A 22,512-nucleotide genomic window follows, 5' to 3' on the forward strand; every position below is an offset into this window, starting at 1 on the left:
CCGGTTTGAAACTCAGTGATATCGCGCGCATAGCCGGTGTGTCAGTCACCACCGCCAGCTACGTCATCAATGGCAAGGCCGAACAGCAACGCATCAGCAGCGCAACCGTCGAGCGGGTGCGTGCAGTGGTTGAAGAACACGGCTTTACGCCCAACCCTCAGGCCGCCGGGCTGCGCAGCCGGCACACCCGTACCCTGGGTTTTATTCTGCCGGACCTGGAAAACCCCAGTTACGCACGGATCGCCAAGCTTTTGGAACAAGGCGCGCGGGCGCGTGGCTATCAATTGCTGATCGCCAGCTCCGACGACGACGCCGACAGCGAACGTCAATTGCTGAAACTGTTCCGTGCCCGGCGCTGCGATGCGTTGTTCGTCGCCAGTTGCCTGCCGGCCAGCGACGACAGCTACCGCGAGCTGCAAGCCAAGGGCCTGCCGGTGATTGCCATCGACCGGGTGATGGAGCCTACCCAGTTCTGCTCGGTGGTCAGCGACGACCACCAGGCGTGCCAGCAATTGACCAGCAGCTTGCTGCAACCCGTGCCCCGGCAGATTGTACTGATCGGCGCCCGGCCAGAACTGAGCATCAGCCAGGAGCGCGCTGCAGGCTTCAAGGAAGCCTTGAACGGCTTCACCGGTGAGGTGCTGATCGAACACGGCGAGGCCTTCAGTCGCGACTGTGGCCGACAGTTGATGGAAGAATTACTGCAACGCCTTGGGCATTTGCCTGACGCGCTGGTGACCACCTCCTACGTGCTGCTGCAAGGTGTCTTCGACGCGCTGCATGACTTCCCACTCAGGTCCCGGCCGTTGCGCCTGGGCACCTTCGGCGATACCCAGTTGCTGGACTTCCTGCCGTTGCCGGTCAACGCCATGGCCCAGCAGCACTCGTTGATCGCCGATACGGCGCTGCGCCTGGCCTTGGCGGCCATTGAAGAAGAACAGTACCAGCCGGGCGTCCATGCCATCGGCCGCACGTTCAAGCAACGGATTCACGAGGCCTGAGCGTGGAGCTGATCGACAGCCACACTCACCTGGATTTTCCGGACTTCGATGCCGATCGCAATGAAGTCCTGAACCACAGTCGCCAGTTGGGCGTACGGCGAATGGTAGTGCTGGGGGTCTGTCAGCAAAACTGGCAGCGCGTGTGGGACCTGGTGCAGCAAGACGCGGATTTATATGCGGCCCTTGGGCTGCATCCGGTGTATCTCGATGACCATCGACCGGCCGACCTCACTGAACTGGGGGACTGGTTGACCCGCTTAAAAGGGTATCGACAGCTGTGTGCGGTGGGTGAAATCGGCCTGGATTACTTCCTCGAACATCTGGACCGTGAACGTCAGCAAGCCTTGTTTGAAGCTCAACTGAAACTGGCGGTGGACTTCCAGTTACCGGCGCTGCTGCACGTTCGGCGCAGCCATGCCGCCGTCATCGCGACCCTCAAGCGCATTCGCCTGCCACGCGGCGGCATTATCCATGCCTTCGCCGGCAGCCAGGAGGAAGCCCACGAATACATCAAGCTCGGTTTCAAGCTGGGTTTGGGAGGGGCAGCAACCTGGCCTCAAGCCTTGCGCATGCACAAGGTGATCGCCCAGTTGCCACTGGACTCGGTGGTGCTGGAAACCGATTCACCGGACATGGCGCCCGTCATGTACCCCGGCCAGCGCAACAGCCCTGAACACCTGCCGGACATCTGCATCGCCCTGGCCGAGCGCATGGGCATCAGCCCATCAGCCCTGGCCGAGGCGAGCACGCGCAACGGGTGCGAGCTGTTCAACTGGTAAGTCCCTGACCGGATTGATCGCCTGCAGAGTCAATGTCATGTGCTGACGGTGACGGGCATAACGCAACGTCAGAAAGTAAATCAGCACCGCCACCAAAGACACATTGAGCTGCCCGATCACACTGATCAGGCCTGTCCATTCCGCCACCAACGCCACCAGCAGGGCCACGCTGGTCAACACAATCATGCTCGGCCGCAACAGCGCCAGGTTATCCAGGGACTTGAGCTGCTTGAGCTGTTTGGGACAACACAGCTGCAAGACTTTGTGGCAATACTGGCAATCAAAGGGCTCATTGATGGCAATGGCGTTAAGCTGCCAGGGCTTGAGTTCAAAAATAATGTCGCAGTGGGCGCAATGCCCTCTGACACCGACGATTGCCGCCGTCATGGTTGAGCCTCCGAGACGCAGTGGATGTGGTGAAATAAATTCTCACCCATTCTGCCGGAGAAAAAAGGTCAACGGACGAAACAGGACATACGCCACACACCTTGAGAATCAACCCTACAGCTTTTCCCTACACCCGAAACGCGCCGATCAGTTGCTTCAACTCAACAACCTGCTGTGACAATTGCCGACTGGCCTCTTCAGTCTGATGCGCACCCTGCGCGGCATGCTCTCCTGCACGATTGATCGCAACGATGTTCTGGTCAATGTCATGGGCCACGGCGGTCTGCTGCTCCACGGCTGCCGCAATCTGCTGGTTCTGATCGACGATCATGCCCACGGCGCCGAGGATGTTTTCCAAGGCCTGCTGGACCTTTTCCGACTGCCCGACCGTGCCATTGGCCATTTGATGACTGCTGCCCATAGCTTTCACCGCCGCGCCAACACCGCTGTGCAGCTTGGCGATCATCTGCTCGATTTCTTCGGTGGAATGCTGCGTGCGTCGAGCCAGGGTCCGCACTTCGTCGGCGACTACGGCAAATCCGCGTCCCTGCTCGCCCGCCCGCGCCGCCTCGATGGCTGCGTTGAGCGCCAGTAGGTTGGTTTGTTCAGCGATGCTCTTGATCACTTCCAAGACGCGGCTGATGGACTGGCTGTCGAGGGCCAATTGGTTAATCACCCGTACCGACTGATCAATTTCCGACGCCAGCAACGCAATGCTGCCCTGCTGGGATTGCACCAAGCCACGGCCGCTGACGGTTTCATCATTGACGCTGTGGGCGCTGCTGACGGCGGCGGCCGCGCTGCGGGCCACTTCCTGGGCCGTGGCTGACATCTGGTTCATGGCAGTGGCCACCTGTTCGATCTGGCCGCGCTGGTCCGACACCGCCTGGTTGCTACGGGCTGAGACTGTCTCCACCTGTCCGGCCTGGCGCTCTACCTCGCTGACGGTGCGCCCTACTCGCTCGATCAGGTCATGAATTTTCGCCACCGTGCCATTGAATACCTGGCCCAAGTCCCCTAACTCGTCGCGGCTGTGGGCCTTGATGCTGACGGTCATGTCACCGGCTGCGACCTTGTCCATCATTGCGCCCAGACGCTGCAGAGTGGTCCGAGTGGAGGCGTAGAAACCACCATACAAGTAGAAGATCAGCAAAAACACGGCGGTCAGGGCCGTGACCAGCACCACCATGTGCGTGCGATTCTGCGACAGGCGCTGCTGCAACTGCTGCTCAAGAAAGGTCAGCGTCGCCTCATCCAGTTGATAGGTCTTGGCCATCAGGCCACTGACCTCGTCGTAAAACCCCTGCCATGGCGCGTCCAGCGCTTCAGCCATCACCACGTGCTCTTCGAACAACTCACTGCCCTGCTTGAGGCTGGCTTTGCTGGCATCGGCCAGGGTATCCAACGCGGCATGGGCGGCTTTGCTGGAACCCAAGGCGTCCTGCAATTTCAGGCCATATTCAGCCTGGAGCTTTTCCAACTGCTGCAGCAATTCATCAAACCGAGTGCTGGAAGCGGAATTGAGAAAACCCTGACCAAGGGAATAAGCGCCCATCGCCCGGCCTTCACCCAAGGCCTGGGTGACTTGCGGGATGATGCTGGTGATCAATTCGATCAACTGGCGCAGGTCACTTTGCGGGTCACGGCTCAAGCCCGACTGGCTGGCGATGATCTGGCTGAGCATTTGCGCCTTATTGAGCAGCTTACCGATCAGCGCGCTTTTGCTAAGCACAGAGGATTCGCTTTGCTGCGCTTTGAAGGCCGCGATCATTTCGTCGCGCTTACCGTCAAACACCTTGACCTGTTCCGGGTCGGCGACCATGGCCTGGAAGCCTTGCAGACGCTCCAACACACGTAGCTCCAGAGCGCTGATCTTGCCTTCAAGATCACCGGCCTTACCCGACTGGCCCAAGGTCGCGTTTATCTGTACCTGGTTGTTCAGGGTTTCCAGATCACGTCGCAAAACCAGGCTACTACCCAACAGATCCAGGCTTTGCAGTTCGATTTGCGTACCCTGGAATTCACGCCAGGAATCGCGCACCAGGTAGTAGTTGGTCACCAGCATCGGCAGGAGAAACAACACGCTGATCAAGCTGAACTTCATGCCGAAACTCAGGCGATTCATCAACGCGATGGCGGGATAGAGCAAGCTCTTCACAGATGGACTCCCTTTTCTTTTATTTTTATTGAGCGCAGGAGGTAAGGCAGATAGCCAGTACTTGGCGCTCTGTCTGTATAGCTCAATTCGAAAGGGAGTTTTGTAACTTAAGGTTAACGGTAGGAGCAGGCTCCCACCGTTACTTCATCAAGGAAGGACGGTCCAGATGGCAAACCCGGCATACCACAGCACGGCGGCCCGCAGCAGCAGCTCCCAGATACGATCCAGGCTGTTGATGCCATCGGCGCCCACCACTGGCGGCGGGATTTCTCCGGCCACCAGACCGACCTTTTCCACCAGTTGTGCAGCGCTGATATCCCAGTTGAGCAGCTCATGGAGCATCACCCGGCTGACCCCGACAAAGTTGCCCACCAAGGCAAAACTCGCCGCCAGCAAGCGCACCGGCAACCAGTCGAAGGCATGACGCAGTTGCGTTGCGCGCTCCACCACCAACGGGTTCTTGCCGTGCTCACTGGCCAGCGCCAGCAGGCGATAAGCCAGGGCAGCCACGGGACCCAGCAGGAAATACCAGAAAATCACCGCAAAGAAACTTTGATAGGCCTGCCACAACAAGTGGCCTTGGACCCGCTCCAGCAGTTGTTCGCCACTGTCGGCACCGATGCTCAGGTCGCGTTCGGCCACGTGCTCGGCGGCTTGCAGGTCGCCGCGGCGCCAGGCATCACGAAACGGACCGAGACCGGCCAATAGATCGCCGCGCCCCAGGGCATAAATCACCACCAACAAATGCACCGGCAACGCCAGCAAACCATAGGCCACGGGTTCCAGCACCAGTAACAACAGTCCCAACAGCGCGACCGGCAACAGCACCAACACCACCAGAATCAACCAGGGCTGTTTGCCCATGCGTTCGCTGGATTCGAGTTTGGCCAGCTCGCGCAACCAGGCGCCATCACGCTGCACTCGATGGCGCAAGGCCGAAAACTTCTCGACCCATACCGCCAATACCAACACCAGAAAACTCATTGTGCTTGTCCTCCATCCTGCAAGGCGTCGCGAAAGCGCACCCAATCAAAAGCCGGTCCAGGATCCGTCTTGCGTCCCGGGGCGATGTCACTGTGGCCACAAATGCGCTGGCGGGTAATGTCCTTGTAGGCAGCCAATAACTGACGGGTCAGCTCAATCAAGGATTGGTACTGGGCATCGGTGAAAGGCAAGTCATCCGTGCCTTCCAGTTCGATCCCCAGGGAAAAATCATTGCAAACCTCACGCCCTTCGAAACTCGACACCCCTGCATGCCAGGCCCGGTCCAGGCACGAGACAAATTGCGTCACAACGCCATCACGCTCAATCAGGAAATGCGCAGACACGCGTAGGTCAGCAATACCCTCAAAGTAGGGATGTTCCGTGACGTCCAGACGATTCTGGAAGAATTCATGCACCTTGCCGGTGGCAAACTGTGCCGGCGGCAAACTGATGTTATGCACCACCAACAGGGAAATCTCGCCGCCGGGGCGCTCATTGAAGTTAGGCGATAGGCAATGACGAATGCCCTGGCACCAACCACTGGCGGGGTCCAACTGCATACAGGTTCCTTGAACGAGGCTGAGGGACTCCAGTATGCCGCGTTCAGCCCGTTGGTTGCGATCACTTGGCGTGATTGAGTTGCCGCAGGCTGCCAATCACAGAGGCCAGCGCCCGGTCGAACAACAGCGCATCATCCAGGGCCCAAACCCCGCCGCGCTTGAACTCCAGCGCCAGCTCGTTGCCGGTTTTCTCCAATACCTTGAGGCCCGTGCGGTTGACAAAAATATAGCTATTGGCCAGCGGGATGATCGCCGTCAGCTTACAACGCAGGGTATTTTCTTCATCTTCCTGGAACTCGACCCAGCAGCCGATCCGCAGTTGACGGACCTTGAGTACGTCCGGGTCATCATCTGGCAGGCTCACAATCTCGGCGCGGGCAGCAGGACTGAGTACGAACGCCTCACGTACCTCGATCAAGGCGCCGACCTTCGACAGCGACGACTGGCCGCCCGCATTCGCCTGGAACGACTGGAGATGCAGGGCTTGCAACTGGGTGAAAAACTCACGGGTGATAAACGGATCAAATGCGGCAGCGCTCAACCCATCGCGCAAGGCCTTGAGCAAAGCCGGCAACTGTTCCAGCAAATGCCTCCCGGCTTCAGTGTCCTCGCTCATGCCGACGCTCCAGATCAACTCGTCCATGGTCTGCAAACTGCCCTGCCATTGCGCTGATTGCTCGCCGTGCTTGAGGCCGACCAACAACAGCACCTGGCTCCATGCTTGCTGCAGGAACTGCACCACCACTTCGGGCAAGACTTTCCCCAGTAGCCTGACATTGAGGGCGTCGGCCACGCGCTGACGGGCGATTTCGGTCCGCGCGCGCCCTTCCTCCGCGTCTCGGGTGCGCTGCTCAAGTAACTCGCAGCGACGTCGCTCGTCGTTGGTAAAAGCGCTGAACTCCGCCAGCAACTGGGAAAAAATCGCCGGATCGTCGACAAAATCGTTCAGTAGTCGCTGCACAACCTGCTCAATACGCAGGTACAGGCTATCGCGCTGGTAATTGTCACACGTGCCCCACCCCATGGCGGCCGAAGCGATTTCATTGAACAGACGTCGCGCCGGATGGCTACGGCGACTGAAGAAGCTCTTGTCCAGCACTGCCACTTTCAGCATGGGAATCTGCAAGCGAGCGATCAATACCTTGAGGGAATCCGGCAAGGAGCGATCGTCGAGGATGAACTCGAACAGCATGGCAATCAGGTTGATCACGTCCTCGTCGGCGTCGTCGACCACCCGTGACCTGCCACTCTTGACGCTGACCCGGGTCAGCAGTTGTTCAAGTTGGTTGCGCAGGTCGAAATCGTCCTCGACCTCGGGCTCCGGAACGTATTGCTGCAAGTGGGAGAGCAGGCGCAACAAGTCACGGGTAGAAATCGGTTGAGTCTGAGCGCTGGCTTCAAGGGTCGGACAGACACTGCCGCGCACGGCGAACAACAGTTTTTGCAAGGCGGCAAAGGCGACCAACGAACCCTCATCGGTTTGAGGATCGGCAGCGGGCACAATGTCTGCTGTCGGGTGGGCCTGAACGTCTCGCTCACCAGGACGCCGGGACGGGACAGCCTTGAGCCCGGGCAAGACGCCGGTGGCAATCAGCAGTTGATTGGCTTCGCCATACAACTGGTCGGCGTCACTGAGAACGTATTTCTCAAACAGTTTGAGGATGATCAGCTTGACCCGGATCTCCATCCCCAGACTGCGGCCGGCCTGCAGGAAGAACTCACAGAGCATCGCCGGGCCGAGGGGGTTTTCCCGGTCATCCAGGCGCTTGCCAAGCAGCTCGCTCAAGCGCGCGGAGAGTTGCCCCAAGGCCAAACCATCGCGATGCTGCACCTTGCCGAGCATGGCTTCCAGGGCCACGCCTTTTTCCAGTTCGTCACCGGACGCGCCGGGCAATGCCTCGTAGGAAACCACGGGCAGCAACTGCAGCTCACCACGTCCCACCTGCCCGATGTTGGCGAAGGCATCAAAGAGCTGTTCCATAAAGCTGCGCTCGAAGTTCTTGCGCTTGAGGCGCAAGTCACGCATGGCTTCGAAGAAAATGTTGTGGTCGACGCTGTTACGGGCTTTGTCGGCCATTTCGAACAAGGTGTCATCGGCGTTATCGAACAGCTCCTGCAACCCCTGATTGAGCTGTTGGGCCGCCTTATCACGGACCTGGAGCAGAACCACTGGCAGGCGGGCGAGCGGTGACGGCATCGCTTGTGCCTTATTGATCGGCACCACCTTCCCGTCATTGTGCATCCTGGCCCTCCTGAAACGGCGATGTTCGGTTTTGTGAAAGATCGGTACACCCTGGGTGAAACATCCATGGGCACAACGATTATCGGGGTATCACCGAGACGTCAAAGCTATGACGCCAATTGCAAGGCGCGAGATTATCTTGCAAACAGGGGCAATTGCGCCAGCAAACTCTGTAGCGGCTTTGTAAAAGGACGCTCGATCCCGGATTGGCAGCGCTTCGCGCCTTGGGTTGCAGCGCGCCCTGCCCCTATAATCGGTGCACTTTGTTTGTGGAGCCCGTTATGCCGAATCTACGTCTCGCCGACCTGACCGCCGAAATCGAAGCCAACGTGCGTCGCGCATTGTTGGAAGACATCGGCAGCGGCGACATCACTGCGCAACTGATCCCTGCCGAACGGCTGGCCAAAGCCACCATCATTACCCGCGATGCCGCCGTTATCAGTGGTACGGCTTGGGTGGATGCGGTGTTCCGTCAACTGGACCCTCGGGTCGCTGTGCACTGGCAGGTAAGCGACGGTGAGCGCGTCAGCCCCAACCAGGCGCTGTTTCATCTCGAAGGCCCGGCTCGCTCACTGTTGAGTGGCGAACGCTGTGCGCTGAACTTTCTGCAGTTGCTGTCAGGCGTTGCGACCCGTGCTCAGTACCTGGCGGACTTTGTCGCCAGCACCCAAGTCAAGCTGCTGGATACCCGCAAGACCCTGCCGGGCCTGCGACTCGCACAAAAGTACGCAGTGACCTGCGGCGGCTGCCATAACCATCGCATCGGTTTGTATGACGCCTTCCTGATCAAGGAAAACCATATCGCTGCCTGCGGCGGCATTGCCCAGGCTATTACCGCCGCCCACAAGATCGCTCCGGGAAAGCCGGTGGAAATCGAAGTGGAAAGTCTGGAGGAGTTGCGCGAAGCACTGGCGGCAGGTGCCGATATCATCATGCTCGATGAGTTGAGCCTGGATGACATGCGCGAAGCCGTGCGCCTGAATGGCGGTAAAGCCAAGCTGGAAGCCAGCGGTGGAATTAACGAAAGTACCTTGCTGCCTATCGCAGAAACCGGGGTGGACTACATCTCCATCGGGGCGATGACCAAGGATGTGAAGGCAGTCGATTTGTCGATGCGCCTCAGTATCTGATGGACGCCTGCGGGAGCGAGCAAGCTCACTCCCGCAGTTGCTCGATCAAATCGCGAGGTTATTCATCCCGCAGTACTCGTTCCAGTCGACGCCAAGCACCTCGGCGGCCTCTTTGTGCAAGACCAGGCGTGCAGCCTCGAACTCTTCAGGAGAGGACGTGTACTTGAGGGTTAACTCCCACGGCTGGAGGCCCTGAGCCTCGGCCTCATCCTCAAATGCCCATTGGATCTGGTCCTTTTGATCGTCGGCGCTAAGATCTTTGATCTCTTCCAGGAGTTCCGGCGACTCCGAGACATACTTTTTGAGGGCCGCTTCGTGCCGTGCTTCCTGGGTCATTTCTTGTATGGTCATGTCGTTCTCTTTGATCTAGGAATGGGGATGCATCTGGGTCATCAAGGTCGCGCAGATACAAAAGAACAGGCATGAATACCGGTTCGTCTGGCCTTCAGAACCATTCTGGGATCATCTGAAAACTGTGTTGCCTTTGTGCCCGAGACAGGAATCGAACCTGCGACCTTCGCGTTACGAGTGCGCTGCTCTACCGGCTGAGCTACACGGGCGGTGGACTAAAGCTAGCACTGCCTTGGGCGTCCGGCAACTCACTGCTTTTCGAGGGCAATGACCCCCTGAGTCCAGAACCGTGGCTGCAGGAGTACGTTGCTGGTACCGACATAATGATGCTGACGCTCGCCGAGGTGAGGTACGTCGCGAATAGCCACGAATATCAACAGACCGACCGCCAGGATGCTCGCCGCCATCCATGCCCTACGCAGCAACGGCCGCGAGGCGCTTGTGGGCGTTCGCCACACATGCAGAGCCATCAGCCAGCCCACCACCAGTGCCAACCATAATTGCGAGTTGGGCATCACGATTACACCATCCACCATGGCTTGGGTCATGGCCCCGACCAGCGCGGCGAACAGGCACAGGCGCAGCAGGTCGACAGCCGCCACCGACAGGACACGCTCACGCAACACACCCAAGGTCGCCCAACCCGCCCGCGTCGCCATTACCACCACACACAAGGCCGATGGAACACCCCATTCGCTGGCCCATTGCAAAATCGCCTGGTGCGGGTGAGCGGCGATATCGTTGGCGATGTCGGCAAAATGCATTGGCCCAAAGCCCAGCCAAGGCCGCTCACGAATCATATCCCAGGCTTGCCACCAGATCGGACCTCGGCCTGAAAGGGAGGTGGTCAAGCGGTCGCTGGCAACCTGGGTCAATTCGAGCCCCAGATACCCTGCCAACACCGTGAACAGCAGCCAATACAAGACCAAGCCGGTGAGCAGTGCCGCCAGTTGCCAGCCCAGCCAGCGACGACCCGATGGCCCCAAGAAAACCACGAGTAAACCGGCGACGCCCATACCGAGCCATGTACCGCGGGTCCCGCCACCTATCGCAATCAGCCACCAGATACACAGCAAGGCGAATACCAACCCACGCACTGTACGCTTGCTAGTAGGGAGCAGGAGTGGAAGCGCCAACAGCGGCAAAGTGAATGTCTGAAATTGACCGTAGAAGCGCTTGTTGGAGAACCCCGACAGCAGCAGGTCAGTGTTCAACACCGACTCACCGCTGGTAAAGGCGAGCACGCCGGCGTGCAGATACTGAATACTTTTGATCAGGCACAGCAGTATCACGCACAGAATCAACGTCCGATCCACGGACTCGTCGCCATTGCGTCTGAGCACGGCAAAGGCAAACGCAATGGCGCCGCAGGTGATGAACAACGCCAGCTCGGTCAACGCCCATATCGGTTGATGGGCCAGCGACGAAGAGACCAGGCCCAACAGGATAATCACTGCCAGCCCGATAGCCGTTGGCCTGTCGACAAGCCGCGTGGTGCACGCAGTCGATGAAACCAATAGGCCATAAATCACCGCACACAACCCCACGGCAATCTGAACCGCACGCTGCCAGTCATGCCCGCTGAACGGCGCGCAAATCGCCAGCGCCAACAGACAGACCGCCACCACTAGGAATACGTTTCCTCGCTGCTGCACGGATAGCGCCATAAGTGACTTCAACTTCCTTGTGGATCGTTGGTATCAAGCTTGACCTGATGCTGCTCAGTTAAGCAAACCTGGGGCGAGCTCACTCCAGGAAGATGCCTGATCACGCCCGGCCAGCAGTACAACCTTTCGCGGCGTACTGCTCTTCGGCATCCGTCGTGCAGCTCCAGCCCTTGGTAGCACTGCGGGTCAGGGTGATGGTCTTACCCAGCACCGGCGCAGGCGCATCGAGGATTTCACAGGTAATTGTGCCCGCACCTGTGGCGACATCGCCGGTCGCCTCGATCTTGCAGTTGGCGGTCGGGCTGGTCCCGCCGATCAAGGCTACAGTTGGCGCAGTGCCTTGGTTGAGTGTGTCTTCAAACCCGGCCTTCAACGCGGAAATTTCCGCCAGCCCTGCCGTAAACTTGGCTTTGGCCTGGTGCTTGGTATAGATGGGCAGGCCGATTGTGGCCAAGATGCCGATGATCGCCACGACGATCAACAATTCGATCAAGGTAAAGCCTTTCTGACGTATCACGCTCACTCTCCAGAATAAGACGGGGCTCAGCCCCCACAGCAAGGCGCGTCCTGCGCCCTGTCCTCAGCAACCGCGCCAGTGTACTCATCCCGACTGGCGCAATCCCGTACAAGTCGCACAATCTGACATTTTTTCGTTCGTATCCGCCCTGTCCGACGCCCTCCCCTGACTAAGCTCTAAATCTTCAACTGCTCGTGTACGGTGCTTCGAAATGAACAATGTGCTCTTGAGTATTACAGCCCGCAATGAGGCCATGGGATGACCGAAGCTTCAGTGATCTATGCTTGGGAAGGCACCAACCGCAAAGGTCGCAAAGTGTCCGGAGAAACACGTGGACACACGCCGACGCTGATCAAGGTGCAGTTGCGCCAGCAGGGGATCAACCCCGGTCGGGTATGGAAAAAGTCCCGCACCTTGTCGAGCTTGCGCCGGCCAGTCAAAGCGGGCGATATCGCCTTGTTTACCCGCCAATTGGCAACCCTGCTGAAGGCTGGAATCCCCTTACTGCAGGCATTCGACATCATCACTGAGGGCTTTGATAACCGGCACATGCAGGCGCTGATACAAGGCTTGAAACAAGAGATCGCGGCAGGCAGCAGCCTGGCCGCAGCACTGCAGAAACAGCCACACTATTTCGATGATTTGTACTGCCACTTGATCGCAGCAGGCGAACAGGCCGGCGCACTGGAAACGCTGCTGGAGCGCGTGGCCATTCATCTCGAAAAGAGCGAACAGCTCAAGGCCAGAATCAAGAAGGCTATGACCTATCCACTGGCGGTGCTGATGGTTGCCGCCATTGTCAGCGCGATCCTGCTGATTCACGTTGTGCCGCAGTTCCAGGGACTATTTGCCGGAGTCGATGCCGAACTTCCGGGGTTTACCTTGATGGTCATCGCCCTGTCGGAGTTCATGCAGCACGCGTGGTGGGCGTTGGCCATAGGCCTGGGCGCCAGTGCTCTCGGACTGCGCAAGGCTTACCGGCTCTCGCCCGACTTTCGTCATCGGATCGATACGGGTTTGTTGAAAATGCCACTGGCAGGCACACTGCTGAAAAAGTCGGCTGTCGCCCGCTATGCCCGAACGCTCTCGACCACGTTCGCAGCTGGCGTGCCGCTGGTGCAGGCGCTGGATTCGGTGGCCGGCGCCGCTGGAAATGGACTGTTCAAACAGGCGATCAATCGTATGCGTCAGGACGTATCAACAGGCATGCAGCTGAATCAAACCATGGCCATCAGCGGCCTCTTTCCGGGTATGGCCATTCAGATGACCGCGATTGGCGAAGAGTCGGGCACTCTCGACAGCATGCTGGAGAAAGTCGCCAGCCACTATGAAGCGGATGTCGACAATCAGGTCGACAACCTCACCAGCCTGATGGAGCCACTGATCATGGTGGTACTTGGGGGTATTGTCGGGGCACTGGTGGTCGCCATGTACCTGCCGATCTTCCAGCTCGGTACAGCGTTTTGAGCCTGTCATTGAGTGACATGCTGGCCCAGCAGCCATGGCTGTTCATGTGGGGCGCGCTGCTGCTTGGCCTGATCGTCGGCAGTTTTCTCAATGTCCTGGTATGGCGCCTGCCAAAAATGCTGACGCGGGAATGGCGCGCCCAGGCCCATGACATCCTCGAACTCCCTGCGGAACCGAAAGGCCCGACCTACAACCTGCTGCTGCCTCACTCTTGCTGCCCTCACTGCGCGCAGCCGATTCGACCATGGGAAAATATCCCACTGTTCAGTTATCTGCTGCTCAAGGGACGCTGCTCCCATTGCCATGACCCCATCAGCCCGCGCTACCCGCTTACGGAGTTGGCGTGTGGACTGGTCTCGGCGTACGTCGCCTGGCATTTCGGCTTCGGCTGGCAGGCCGGCTGGGTCATGCTATTGAGTTGGGGCCTGCTGGCGATGAGCCTGATTGATGTTGATCACCAATTGTTGCCGGATGTACTGGTTCTGCCCTTGCTCTGGCTGGGGCTGATCCTCAATCAGTTTGGTTTGTTCGTCGCACCGGCGGATGCGCTCTGGGGCGCGGTCGCGGGCTATCTGAGCCTATGGTCGGTGTTCTGGCTGTTCAAACTGATCACCGGCAAGGACGGCATGGGATACGGTGATTTCAAACTGCTGGCGCTGCTCGGCGCCTGGGGTGGCTGGCAGATTCTGCCGATGACGCTGTTGCTGTCCTCACTGGTGGGTGCGATATCGGGGCTGATACTTTTGCGTTTGCGTAACGCCCAGACGTCGGTACCCATGCCTTTTGGACCTTATCTGGCGATTGCCGGCTGGATTGCATTGCTCTGGGGTGGTCAAATAACCGACTTCTATTTGCAGTCTGTCGGTTTCAAATGATGACGTGTGCCTCAACACCCTGGATTCTTGGCCTCACCGGCGGCATCGGTAGTGGCAAAAGTGCAGCGGCCCAGCACTTTATCGACCTTGGCGTCGATCTGGTGGACGCCGACCACGCCGCCCGCTGGGTGGTCGAGCCCGGTCGCCCGGCACTGGCGAGTATTGCCGAGCATTTCGGCGCAGGCGTGTTGTTGCCCGACGGCCAACTGGACCGTGCAGCACTACGCAAGTTGATCTTCGAAGTCCCCGAGGAACGTCGCTGGCTCGAGGCCCTGCTGCACCCGTTGATTGCCGAGGAAATTCGCAGCCACCTGGCTCGCGCTCAATCGCCTTACGCGATCCTCGTGTCACCCTTGCTGATCGAGTCTGGCCAATACACCATGACCCAGCGCATCCTGGTGATCGACGTGCCGCAGTCGCTGCAGATTCAGCGTACCCTGCAACGCGACGGCATCAGCGAAGAGCAGGTTCAGGCGATCCTCAAGGCCCAGGCCACCCGAGAAGATCGTTTGCGCCAAGCCGACGATGTACTGATCAACGACCAAGACCTTGCCTGGCTACATGGCGAGGTCGAGCGACTGCACCACTTTTACCTTACTTTGCGTGGAGGCCGATCATGAGCCAACCCTTGACCGTTGAATGCCCAACCTGCGGCGCGCCTGTGGAATGGAATGCGACCAATCCCAACCGGCCATTCTGCTCGGACCGTTGCAAACTGATCGACCTGGGTGCCTGGGCGTCGGAAGAACACAAGATTCCGGTCAGCCCGGATGCCGAAGACGAACTGTTCTCGGAAGATCTGCCCCCACGCGCCCATTAAGGACGCATAAAACCGTAGTCCTGCTGGTCATCGAGGTTCTGCGCAAGAAATTGCAACTCGTCGGCCAGGTCTTCGGCACTGCGCACGCCCTTGCTCTGCTGCACCACCGCACTGAGCAAGGCGCGCAGGCTCAGGCCCGGGTCAAAACCGATTTCCTGTGCCGCGTCCTGACTTCTGCGCATTTCCTGCCTTGCCCATTCGTACACACTCATGATCCGTGCTCCTGGAAATTTCCCAGAGCATGGGACCGCCAGGCCGTGCAGGATTTGACCTGGATCAAGGGCGAGAGTCGTCGTCCTTCCAGGGCGCTGAAAGGTATCGGGTGCGGTTGAACGTCTCCAGCCACTCCGGGCAAAACACCACCAAAGCGCTGATGACCATCCCATTGATAAAAGCTTCGGGAAAGATGATCAGCCACAAGTAGCCGACGAAATCCTCCAACCACTCCGGCATCACGAAGCGGCCGTCAAACCACAGCAGTCCCAGCCCCGCCAACAGGCACAGCAACGCCGAGAGCCCCGCAGCAAAGAAACCGGAGCAGAAGATGTACACAAAGGGATTACGCGGTTTCGTCCGCTCCACCAGCAGCGCACAGACTTCAGTGATCAGCACCGGCAACAAGACCAAAAGCATGCCGTTGACGCCCACCGCTGCCAAGTCCTGGCGACCGAGCAACACCAAACCAAGCTGGGCGATCAACCCGCCGACAATTGCCAGGGGCCAGTCGAGCAAGAGGGTCACCGCGGTCATGCCGATAAAGTGGTAAGACACACCGGTATCGAAATCCCGGCGCACCAACCACAACATGAACAACGCGAACACCGTGCCAAACAGCAAATGCTGACGCCGTCGGTCGGCAAACAGCTCAACCCAGGGCGAGCGCAGAATTGCCCACATCACCACCGGCGCATAGAGCAGCCAGCCGATGCTGAGGGTTTCCGGCGCCAGCACCGCAGCGCTGATCACGGCTGCACCTGCTCCAGGGCTTGGCGAAGTTGCGTCGCGGAGTCATATTCGTGACGAGCCACCAGCTTGCCGTTGTCCAGTTGCAGCCACAGCACTTTATCCACAGGTGCTGGATAACGCGGGGAAATCCGTGCATCACGATCGAGCATGACCCGGTAGTTGTAGGCCTGCATGGCCGGTACGGCGAACAGCCTGGCGATCAGCCGGGGCATGCGCTGGATATCGGCGATAAACACCGCATGGCGTGCTTCCAGATAGCCTTTGGGCTGGCCTTGCAACGCCACGTCCACCTGTTTGGCGGCGTCCATGCTGCGGGCCACCAACAAGACTTGCACCTGATCATCCAGGGTATAGGCTTGGTCAAACTGATCCAGCAAGGTCCAGGGGGCGAGCCGCTCCCCTACTTCGACGGCCTGAACCCACAGGGGCAAAAGGCTCAAGAACAGCGCCACCCAATACTTCACTGCACACTCCTCATTCCGGGATAAACGCCCCGTGGTCAGTCTACACCGACCGGTTGATGACTCCAGTGAGCCGTCATCACCCAGCAGTTACCTTCCATCATTTGAGAAGTAGATTGATCATCCGCCTGCCTGCGCGCGAAAACATACGCACGACGCCGGCGCATCTGCGTCAGCACAATGCCCGGAAACCCCGGTCAAGATCGGCGATCAATGAGTGAACAGCTTCCAACCCAATGTGCAAACGCAGAAGATTGCCTCCTGTCGGGTAGCGGGTACTGCGCTCAGACAGGTTGACCGGGCAGACCAGGCTTTCGAAACCACCCCATGAGGCGCCCAGACCGAACAACTGCAGAGCTTCTACAAAAGTATGCACCTGGTGAAGACTGGCCGTTGCAAACTCAAACGTAAGCAATCCATTGCAACCTTGGAAGTCGCGTAACCACAGTTCATGCCCAACGTGCGTGGCCAGTGCGGGATAATAGACACGGGCCACTTCCACCCGGTCCTCCAGCCACTGTGCAACCTCCAACGCCTGGCGCCCGTGGGTTTCAAGGCGGCAGGCCAGCGTACGTGCGCCCCTTAATATCAACCATGCATCGTCGGGGCTGACTGTGCTCCCGAACGTGTCGCTCATACGCGAAAGCGGCATGAAGGCGGCCTCAGTCGTGCACACGCTGCCCATCATCGTATCGCTGTGCCCACTGAGGTACTTGCTTAGCGCCATGATCGAAATATCGGCCCCCAGCGACAAAGGCTGATAGAGATAGCCGCCCCCCCAGGTGCTGTCGACCGCCAGCAAAATGCTGCGGGTTTTGCAGAGACGAGCAATGGCGGGCAGATCAACAATTTCGTAGAGCAGCGAGCTCGGCGTTTCGGCATAGATCATCCGTGTAGTGGGCTTGATCATCGATGCCAAGCCGTGGCCATCGGCAGGATAATAATCGACCTCAATACCGAATGGCTGGAGGAACTCGCGGGCCAGACGTCGAACCGGCGAGTAGACCCCTTCAGTGATCAGTACATGCTCGCCTGGTCGCAAATAGGCCAGGAAGACTTGGGCAATCGCGGCCATCCCCGTCACAAACAATTTGCTGCGATAGCCCCCTTCAAGCTCCGTGACCAGGTCCTCCAGGGCGAACGCGGTGGGATTACCACGCGCCCCGTAACTCAAGACTCGCTCATCGTCCCGGCGGTCCTGCGCATCGCGCATCTGCTCAATATCATCGAACAATACTGTGCTCAGTCGCGTCACGGGAACGCTAACCCCGTGCGGTCCGGAGGCCTGCTGATTGCGCCCCGCATGAATCAGGCGGGTTTTCATCAGTGGTGCATCACGGCATTGAGCCTAGCGGGCGTCACCACCATGATGAACGGAATTATGAGCAGCGCCGTGCAAACGGCAAAGACCGCGAACGCGATACGTATGCCAAAGAACTCGGCCAGTACGCCAACAAGTGCCGCACCGATCGGCATCGCGCCCCAGCTGAACAGCCGTGAGGCCGCGCTATAGCGGCCGAGCATGCTGCCGGGTACCAGATGCTGGCTGATGGTTCGAGAGTTGACCGTCCATAACGTGCCGCCCAGCCCGCCAAAAAATGCACCGGCACTGACTGCCCAAAGATTGGTCGTTACGACTGGAATCGCCACCATGGCAAAGGTACCGATTAGATCGGCGAGCATCACGTTACGGCGCCCAAACAGTCGATTGAGGGTTGTGGTACTCACCGCCCCCATCAAGCCACCGACACCGAGGGCACTGAGCATGATCCCATAGCCCTTGGCATCAAGCCCCATAGCGGTTGTCGCGAACAGCGGCATCAGTGCCAGCCAGGCGCCCCAACAGGCACACAACACGCTGAGCGACAAGGCCATGAGTCGCAGGAGTTTTTCATTCCACAGACATTTGAGTCCCTCGACGATTTGCTCATGCACTGAAACCGGCTTGGCGCTCCAGACGGGTTCTACGCGGAACTTGCCCACCAGCAAGAGCAGCACCAGAATGCCTGCCACGTAACCGCCAAACACCACACCCAGGGCAACTGCAGTACTACCTGCCACAAGAATGCCGCCGATCAGAGGCCCACAGAACTCGTTACAGACGGTCTCGGCCCCCGCCACCCAGGCGTTGGCACGCTCTCTGCCCGGGCGCGCGACAGCATCAGGAATCAACGCCGACGCTGCGGTCTGTGCCACCACCTCTGCGATCCCAAGTGTCAGGCCGCCGATATAGAGCAACGGCAACGTCACGCCCTCAGTCAGCACCATCGCCAACAGGGCGGCGACCACAACAAGTCGGGTGATATCCGCGATCCAGAGCAGCACACGTCGATCGGCGCGGTCAACCAACACCCCCACATGCAAAGCGACAAGCAACCAGGGCAATGTGAGTGTCACCGATACCCCCGCAACCAACGCCGGTGAGGCCGTGAGCATCGTGGCCATCAACGGCAGAGCCACTTTGGTCACACCATCGGCCAAGTTGGTCAACGCGGTAAATATCACGAGGACGCCGGTGTTTCTTGAACTGACCTCCTCAATGGTTTTGGTGGGTTTGATGATCGTGGTCAAGGCAATCTCCCTCTGCTCTATGTCACGTAGAGTCTTTTATTCTGCGTTATTTTGATTGCTAGCTTGAAACATGCTGTTGATCGACAGCAGCGGGGTCAAGCACCAGTTCCGATAGCGCATACCTGCAGCGACGACTCACTTCAGCATGCACGACATGGCGGGTCGTCTTTGCCGGATATGGCCGACGCTGCAAGCCCCGGGCAATCACATCTTCAGGGCAAATGTCGAGACCCGCCCGCCACGATCCCAGTTCGACTTGTGAATAATCGAGCAAAAGACAAGGCACCCACAGCAGCGAGTGGCGCTTCGCGAATTCCCTGCGATGATGACCATCCATGATCACCAGAGACGTGCGCTCAACCAAAATAGGCTCCAGCCAGAACCCCTCCCGAATGATGTCGCGGCTCACCTGCAGCACACGCTCTTCGATGAACTCTTCGGTCGGTAACAGTTGTTGTGGCGCCAGCAAGACCATTCGATCATGAGCCATCACTGTCTTGGCACACCCTGCATCAGTCATTCTCCGTTCCTCCATCATCCTGTAGAACGTCGCCAGGAGTGCCAGCACGGGCACACACAGGACGGATAAAAAGCTGAAAGACCATAGGCATTAAGCCACCTCTTGTGCCAAGAGCGAGGCGATGGCGCGACGGTCGATTTTGCCGTTCACGTTCAACGGGAAGTGCGTGAGAAACGTCACCCTTCGCGGAACCATATATGACGGCAGTTTCAGCCGTAATACGTTCAACAATGCTGCCGTATCGATAGGTTTCCCTGTGTAAACAGCTTCCAGGTCAATCTCGGTGTCAGCACCGGGAACGGCGAGCACAACCGCGTCGATAATCCCGTCGTGTTCGCGCAGCACCGCCTCGATCTCCCCCAGTTCCACTCGGTAGCCCTTGACTTTGATCTGTTCATCCAGACGCCCCTGATGCACCAGACCCCCCTGGACGTCAGTCACCCGATCCCCCGTGCGATACCAATGCTGAGGCGTCAGCGGTGTTTGACCATCGTAGGGAACCGCAATACCCGTGCTTAGATCGAAAAAGCGCCGGACATTGTCCCTGGGGTCCAGGTAGCCCGGGAAACGCTGAGGACCGCGCATGCATAACTCACCCTCGGTTGCCGGTTCGCCCGAGGCGCTGACGATGACATGCTCCATATGCGGATAAACCGTGCCGATCGGGACCGTGCCGTTCGCCGTGCGGGGCCAATCGTCCTGGTGCGCAGGCAAACGATATTCGGCGCAGGTGATCGTCAGCTCGGTCGGACCGTAAAAATTTTCCACCACGGCATTGGGTGCCGCTAATTGCCAGGCTTGCGCCTGTTGCAACGTTAACGGCTCCCCCACGAACAGGCTCAGGCGCAGGCTGGGCATCGCACCAGGGCGCAACGCACGCAGCCTGCGCGCGAAGGAAATCACCGACGGCACCGAACACCAGTGGGTGATTTGACGAGCCGTCACAAAACGCACCGGCGCCAATACCTCGTTGCGCGTCGGCACCACCAGCGTGGCGCCACTGCCCCAAGCGGCGAACATATCAAACACCGACACGTCGAACGTCGTGTCGAACATCTGCGACAACCGAGCACCAGGCCCCAGCTCATAACGCGCGATCACGTAGTCGAGATAGGCACTCACATTCATATGGTTGATCGGTACACCCTTGGGAGTGCCCGTCGAACCCGAGGTGAACAAGATATAGGCCAGGTCATCTGGGCCAACCGCATTTGGCGCAAACTGCAACTCACTGTCGCGTACCCCGACCAGAGGCACCAGAGGCATTGACAAGCCTTCGATGCCCTCGGATTCGCTCAACACCAGATCAAGCCGCGCAGCCTCGGCAATAGTGACGTTGCGCGCATCCGGGAAGGCGGGATTCAGAGGCACTGCAGTACTGCCCAGGCGCTGAATCGCGAGATACCCCACGTAGGTTGCCAGGCTTCGGGCCGCCAACAGGCCGACCCGGCGTGGCACCTGTCCTCCCGCCGCCTGGACGAGCATCCTGGCCATGGACTCGACACGTGCTGCAAGTTCGTCATAGGTCAAGTAATGGTCGTCAACCTCCAAGGCATTCACAGAGCCATGACGGGCAACTGCCGATGAGAACCAATCGTATAACGTCCTTGCCTTGTTCATTGAGAGGCTCCCTCCTTAGTCAGCGTTGAAGAAACGATGTGCTCAAATGCATGGGTGATCAGCGCCGGGCGCGGACGTCCCCGGTCTGCGGACTGAAGCGCAAAACTCAACGTCCGTGGCAGCTCGCCCCACGCCGCACTGACGCTCGCGTCCTGGGCGAAGCGGTATTGATAATGGCGACTGGCGGCCCAGAGGTCCTGGGCATGGCGACGCAACAGATCGGGGTCTTGCGCGAATCGTTCAGCCAGATAACGCAAGGCTGCCGCGCCCTCGACCCATTGCCCGCCATGATCCGCGCGATCATCAACACCCCGCGCCAGCCAGCGATAGCAATCCGGTGCAGGAACATTGGAAGTATCGCCGAGGGCATGTACATCACGATTACGTAGCTCGCAGGTCAGCTGGGGTAAAGGCGTGAGCATCTTCGCCAGCTCCTCGTCGTTGACCCAGCCATCGTAGGGGTGCTGCTCACCTTGAGGCAGTACGGCGCTGAACTCGTCAATCACCCGCCATTGATTACCGCGCCGCTCGGACAAGCGAATCCAGTGCGGCACGTCTTCGACGCCATACGTCGGGCTCCAGGGCAAGTTGCGGGTGCTCGCCACGACGATCACATCGTTGTTTCGCTCGAACTCCTCCAGCAAGCCTTTTCGCGCCGTCTCCCAGGTATCCGAAGTGCTATAGCCGAGCAAAGGTCCCACTCGACGATGTTGAGTAAATGCCAGGGCACCGTCCTCAAGGTCGGTGCGCACCGACAAATTGATGGCCTGCGCAAACTCGCCTTCAATACCCGGCGTGTCCCTGCGCAAATGACCGATGAGGTTGGTCGTATAACAGCTCAGCATAATGCCTCTCCTAATGCGCAACTGATGGGTAACTCAGTGTGGTGACGCAGCGTGGTCCAGGAGATCGCTCGCCACGTCCCTCCCTGCGGCCTCAAGGGAACGTCGATGGCCCAGGGACGCCCCGATATGCCACTGCCGTCGCACTTGACGCAGGCTTCCTGCACAGACCACACCCATGCGAACTCCAGGGCCTGTTCGGCCGCCGGCAGTGACAGTAATTCTGCTGCCCGATCGCGTAGACAACGACGCACCATGCGCTCGTCCGGTTGTGCCACAGGCAGCTGAATATCAACCCCCACCTGCCGCCCCATACTGACAGCGACAGCAACGGCATCGCTGTCATGGGACCAACTGACTCCCACCTGCGGCCATCCCACGAGGACCGGCTTGCCATTCGCACCGGGAACCAGTTCAGCATCGGCACACGCCGGTGCGACCTCAGCCAGAAGTGCCCGCAGCAAACCTCGGGCGGTGAGCATTTCCGAGCGACGCCACTGGGGCAGCCCCGATGCCTGGCCCAAGTCCGCCGGGTGAGTGCTTTGCTCAACATCTCGACCGAAGTCCACCCAGGTCGCCGGAGCAATCTGCACG

General features: G+C 59.0%; 23 protein-coding genes, 1 tRNA gene and 1 pseudogene. 7 read left to right on the forward strand and 18 right to left on the reverse strand.

Annotated elements, in window-relative coordinates:
* Positions 1-5: 5 nt before the first annotated feature.
* Together cra and HKK55_RS20885 are read left to right on the forward strand one after the other, a co-directional pair.
* Complete coding sequence (cra, locus tag HKK55_RS20880) at positions 6-1,001, forward strand: catabolite repressor/activator (protein ID WP_169356399.1); 996 nt, start codon at positions 6-8, stop codon at positions 999-1,001.
* 2 nt (positions 1,002-1,003) lie between these two features.
* Entirely contained in the window at positions 1,004-1,780 is a 777-nt protein-coding gene (locus HKK55_RS20885; RefSeq protein WP_169356400.1) for a TatD family hydrolase, read from the forward strand.
* Here the strand turns inward: HKK55_RS20885 and HKK55_RS20890 are convergent.
* The 5 genes from HKK55_RS20890 to HKK55_RS20910 all read right to left on the reverse strand — a co-directional run bounded on the left by HKK55_RS20890 (position 1,727) and on the right by HKK55_RS20910 (position 8,111).
* Positions 1,727-2,167, reverse strand: a complete 441-nt coding sequence (locus tag HKK55_RS20890) for a hypothetical protein (protein WP_169356401.1) — start codon at positions 2,165-2,167, stop codon at positions 1,727-1,729. The genes HKK55_RS20885 and HKK55_RS20890 overlap by 54 nt on opposite strands.
* A gap of 127 nt (positions 2,168-2,294) precedes the next feature.
* The gene (locus HKK55_RS20895; protein WP_169356402.1) at positions 2,295-4,325 is read right to left on the reverse strand and encodes a methyl-accepting chemotaxis protein; all 2,031 of its coding nucleotides are present in this window, start codon (positions 4,323-4,325) and stop codon (positions 2,295-2,297) included.
* Positions 4,326-4,472: 147 nt separating this feature from the next.
* Positions 4,473-5,309, reverse strand: a complete 837-nt coding sequence (gene ampE / locus HKK55_RS20900; RefSeq protein ID WP_169356403.1) for a regulatory signaling modulator protein AmpE — start codon at positions 5,307-5,309, stop codon at positions 4,473-4,475.
* Positions 5,306-5,869, reverse strand: a complete 564-nt coding sequence (gene ampD / locus HKK55_RS20905; protein WP_169356404.1) for a 1,6-anhydro-N-acetylmuramyl-L-alanine amidase AmpD — start codon at positions 5,867-5,869, stop codon at positions 5,306-5,308. Before ampD ends, ampE begins: the two co-directional genes overlap by 4 nt.
* Before the next feature lie 61 nt (positions 5,870-5,930).
* Entirely contained in the window at positions 5,931-8,111 is a 2,181-nt protein-coding gene (locus HKK55_RS20910) for a DUF1631 domain-containing protein (protein ID WP_169356405.1), read from the reverse strand.
* 281 nt (positions 8,112-8,392) lie between these two features.
* Between HKK55_RS20910 and nadC the strand changes: the two genes are divergently transcribed.
* The gene (gene nadC / locus HKK55_RS20915) at positions 8,393-9,241 is read left to right on the forward strand and encodes a carboxylating nicotinate-nucleotide diphosphorylase (protein ID WP_169356406.1); all 849 of its coding nucleotides are present in this window, start codon (positions 8,393-8,395) and stop codon (positions 9,239-9,241) included.
* 45 nt (positions 9,242-9,286) lie between these two features.
* On the opposite strand, the gene HKK55_RS20920 is transcribed toward nadC, so the two are convergent.
* From HKK55_RS20920 to HKK55_RS20935, 4 genes are all read right to left on the reverse strand, one after another.
* Entirely contained in the window at positions 9,287-9,592 is a 306-nt protein-coding gene (locus tag HKK55_RS20920; RefSeq protein ID WP_169356407.1) for a DUF6388 family protein, read from the reverse strand.
* Positions 9,593-9,728: 136 nt separating this feature from the next.
* Positions 9,729-9,801 (reverse strand) — tRNA-Thr (locus HKK55_RS20925).
* A 39-nt stretch (positions 9,802-9,840) separates the two neighbouring features.
* Positions 9,841-11,259, reverse strand: a complete 1,419-nt coding sequence (locus HKK55_RS20930) for an O-antigen ligase (protein ID WP_169356408.1) — start codon at positions 11,257-11,259, stop codon at positions 9,841-9,843.
* 100 nt (positions 11,260-11,359) lie between these two features.
* On the reverse strand, positions 11,360-11,773 hold the full coding sequence (locus HKK55_RS20935; RefSeq protein WP_169357915.1) for a pilin: 414 nt from the start codon (positions 11,771-11,773) through the stop codon (positions 11,360-11,362).
* Positions 11,774-12,034: 261 nt separating this feature from the next.
* Here HKK55_RS20935 and HKK55_RS20940 point away from each other — a divergent pair, with 261 nt between their 5' ends.
* Genes HKK55_RS20940 through yacG form a run of 4 tightly spaced genes read left to right on the forward strand, consistent with a single transcriptional unit; the run spans position 12,035 to position 14,938 of the window.
* Positions 12,035-13,243: a type II secretion system F family protein gene (locus tag HKK55_RS20940; protein ID WP_169356409.1), complete on the forward strand. Its 1,209-nt coding sequence runs from the start codon at positions 12,035-12,037 to the stop codon at positions 13,241-13,243.
* An 8-nt stretch (positions 13,244-13,251) separates the two neighbouring features.
* Positions 13,252-14,118, forward strand: coding sequence for an A24 family peptidase (locus tag HKK55_RS20945; protein WP_272902591.1), 867 nt, complete (start codon positions 13,252-13,254; stop codon positions 14,116-14,118).
* Complete coding sequence (coaE, locus tag HKK55_RS20950; RefSeq protein ID WP_169356410.1) at positions 14,115-14,738, forward strand: dephospho-CoA kinase; 624 nt, start codon at positions 14,115-14,117, stop codon at positions 14,736-14,738. Before HKK55_RS20945 ends, coaE begins: the two co-directional genes overlap by 4 nt.
* On the forward strand, positions 14,735-14,938 hold the full coding sequence (gene yacG / locus HKK55_RS20955; RefSeq protein WP_169356411.1) for a DNA gyrase inhibitor YacG: 204 nt from the start codon (positions 14,735-14,737) through the stop codon (positions 14,936-14,938). Before coaE ends, yacG begins: the two co-directional genes overlap by 4 nt.
* Here the strand turns inward: yacG and HKK55_RS20960 are convergent.
* The 9 genes and pseudogenes from HKK55_RS20960 to HKK55_RS21000 all read right to left on the reverse strand — a co-directional run bounded on the left by HKK55_RS20960 (position 14,935) and on the right by HKK55_RS21000 (position 22,487).
* The gene (locus HKK55_RS20960) at positions 14,935-15,150 is read right to left on the reverse strand and encodes a hypothetical protein (RefSeq protein WP_169356412.1); all 216 of its coding nucleotides are present in this window, start codon (positions 15,148-15,150) and stop codon (positions 14,935-14,937) included. The two genes, yacG and HKK55_RS20960, sit on opposite strands and share 4 nt — an antisense overlap.
* A gap of 64 nt (positions 15,151-15,214) precedes the next feature.
* Positions 15,215-15,904, reverse strand: coding sequence for an energy-coupling factor ABC transporter permease (locus HKK55_RS20965; protein ID WP_169356413.1), 690 nt, complete (start codon positions 15,902-15,904; stop codon positions 15,215-15,217).
* A complete protein-coding gene (locus HKK55_RS20970) occupies positions 15,901-16,368 on the reverse strand; it encodes an FAD/FMN-containing dehydrogenase (RefSeq protein WP_169356414.1) in 468 nt (155 codons plus the stop codon). The genes HKK55_RS20965 and HKK55_RS20970 overlap by 4 nt, the downstream gene beginning before the upstream one ends.
* 169 nt (positions 16,369-16,537) lie before the next feature.
* A pseudogene (metC, locus tag HKK55_RS20975) lies at positions 16,538-17,689 on the reverse strand (cystathionine beta-lyase); the annotation flags it as partial.
* Complete coding sequence (locus tag HKK55_RS20980; RefSeq protein WP_169356416.1) at positions 17,689-18,936, reverse strand: MFS transporter; 1,248 nt, start codon at positions 18,934-18,936, stop codon at positions 17,689-17,691. The pseudogene metC and the gene HKK55_RS20980, both read right to left, overlap by 1 nt.
* 58 nt (positions 18,937-18,994) lie before the next feature.
* The gene (locus tag HKK55_RS20985; protein WP_169356417.1) at positions 18,995-19,456 is read right to left on the reverse strand and encodes a ParB N-terminal domain-containing protein; all 462 of its coding nucleotides are present in this window, start codon (positions 19,454-19,456) and stop codon (positions 18,995-18,997) included.
* Positions 19,457-19,546: 90 nt separating this feature from the next.
* A complete protein-coding gene (locus HKK55_RS20990; protein WP_169356418.1) occupies positions 19,547-21,076 on the reverse strand; it encodes an AMP-binding protein in 1,530 nt (509 codons plus the stop codon).
* Positions 21,073-21,921: a hypothetical protein gene (locus HKK55_RS20995; RefSeq protein WP_169356419.1), complete on the reverse strand. Its 849-nt coding sequence runs from the start codon at positions 21,919-21,921 to the stop codon at positions 21,073-21,075. Before HKK55_RS20995 ends, HKK55_RS20990 begins: the two co-directional genes overlap by 4 nt.
* Entirely contained in the window at positions 21,915-22,487 is a 573-nt protein-coding gene (locus tag HKK55_RS21000) for a 4'-phosphopantetheinyl transferase superfamily protein (protein WP_202020910.1), read from the reverse strand. The genes HKK55_RS20995 and HKK55_RS21000 overlap by 7 nt, the downstream gene beginning before the upstream one ends.
* Between the last annotated feature and the right edge of the window lie 25 nt (positions 22,488-22,512).

Origin of the sequence: Pseudomonas sp. ADAK18, assembly GCF_012935695.1 — a bacterium.
Taxonomy (GTDB): Bacteria; Pseudomonadota; Gammaproteobacteria; order Pseudomonadales; family Pseudomonadaceae; genus Aquipseudomonas.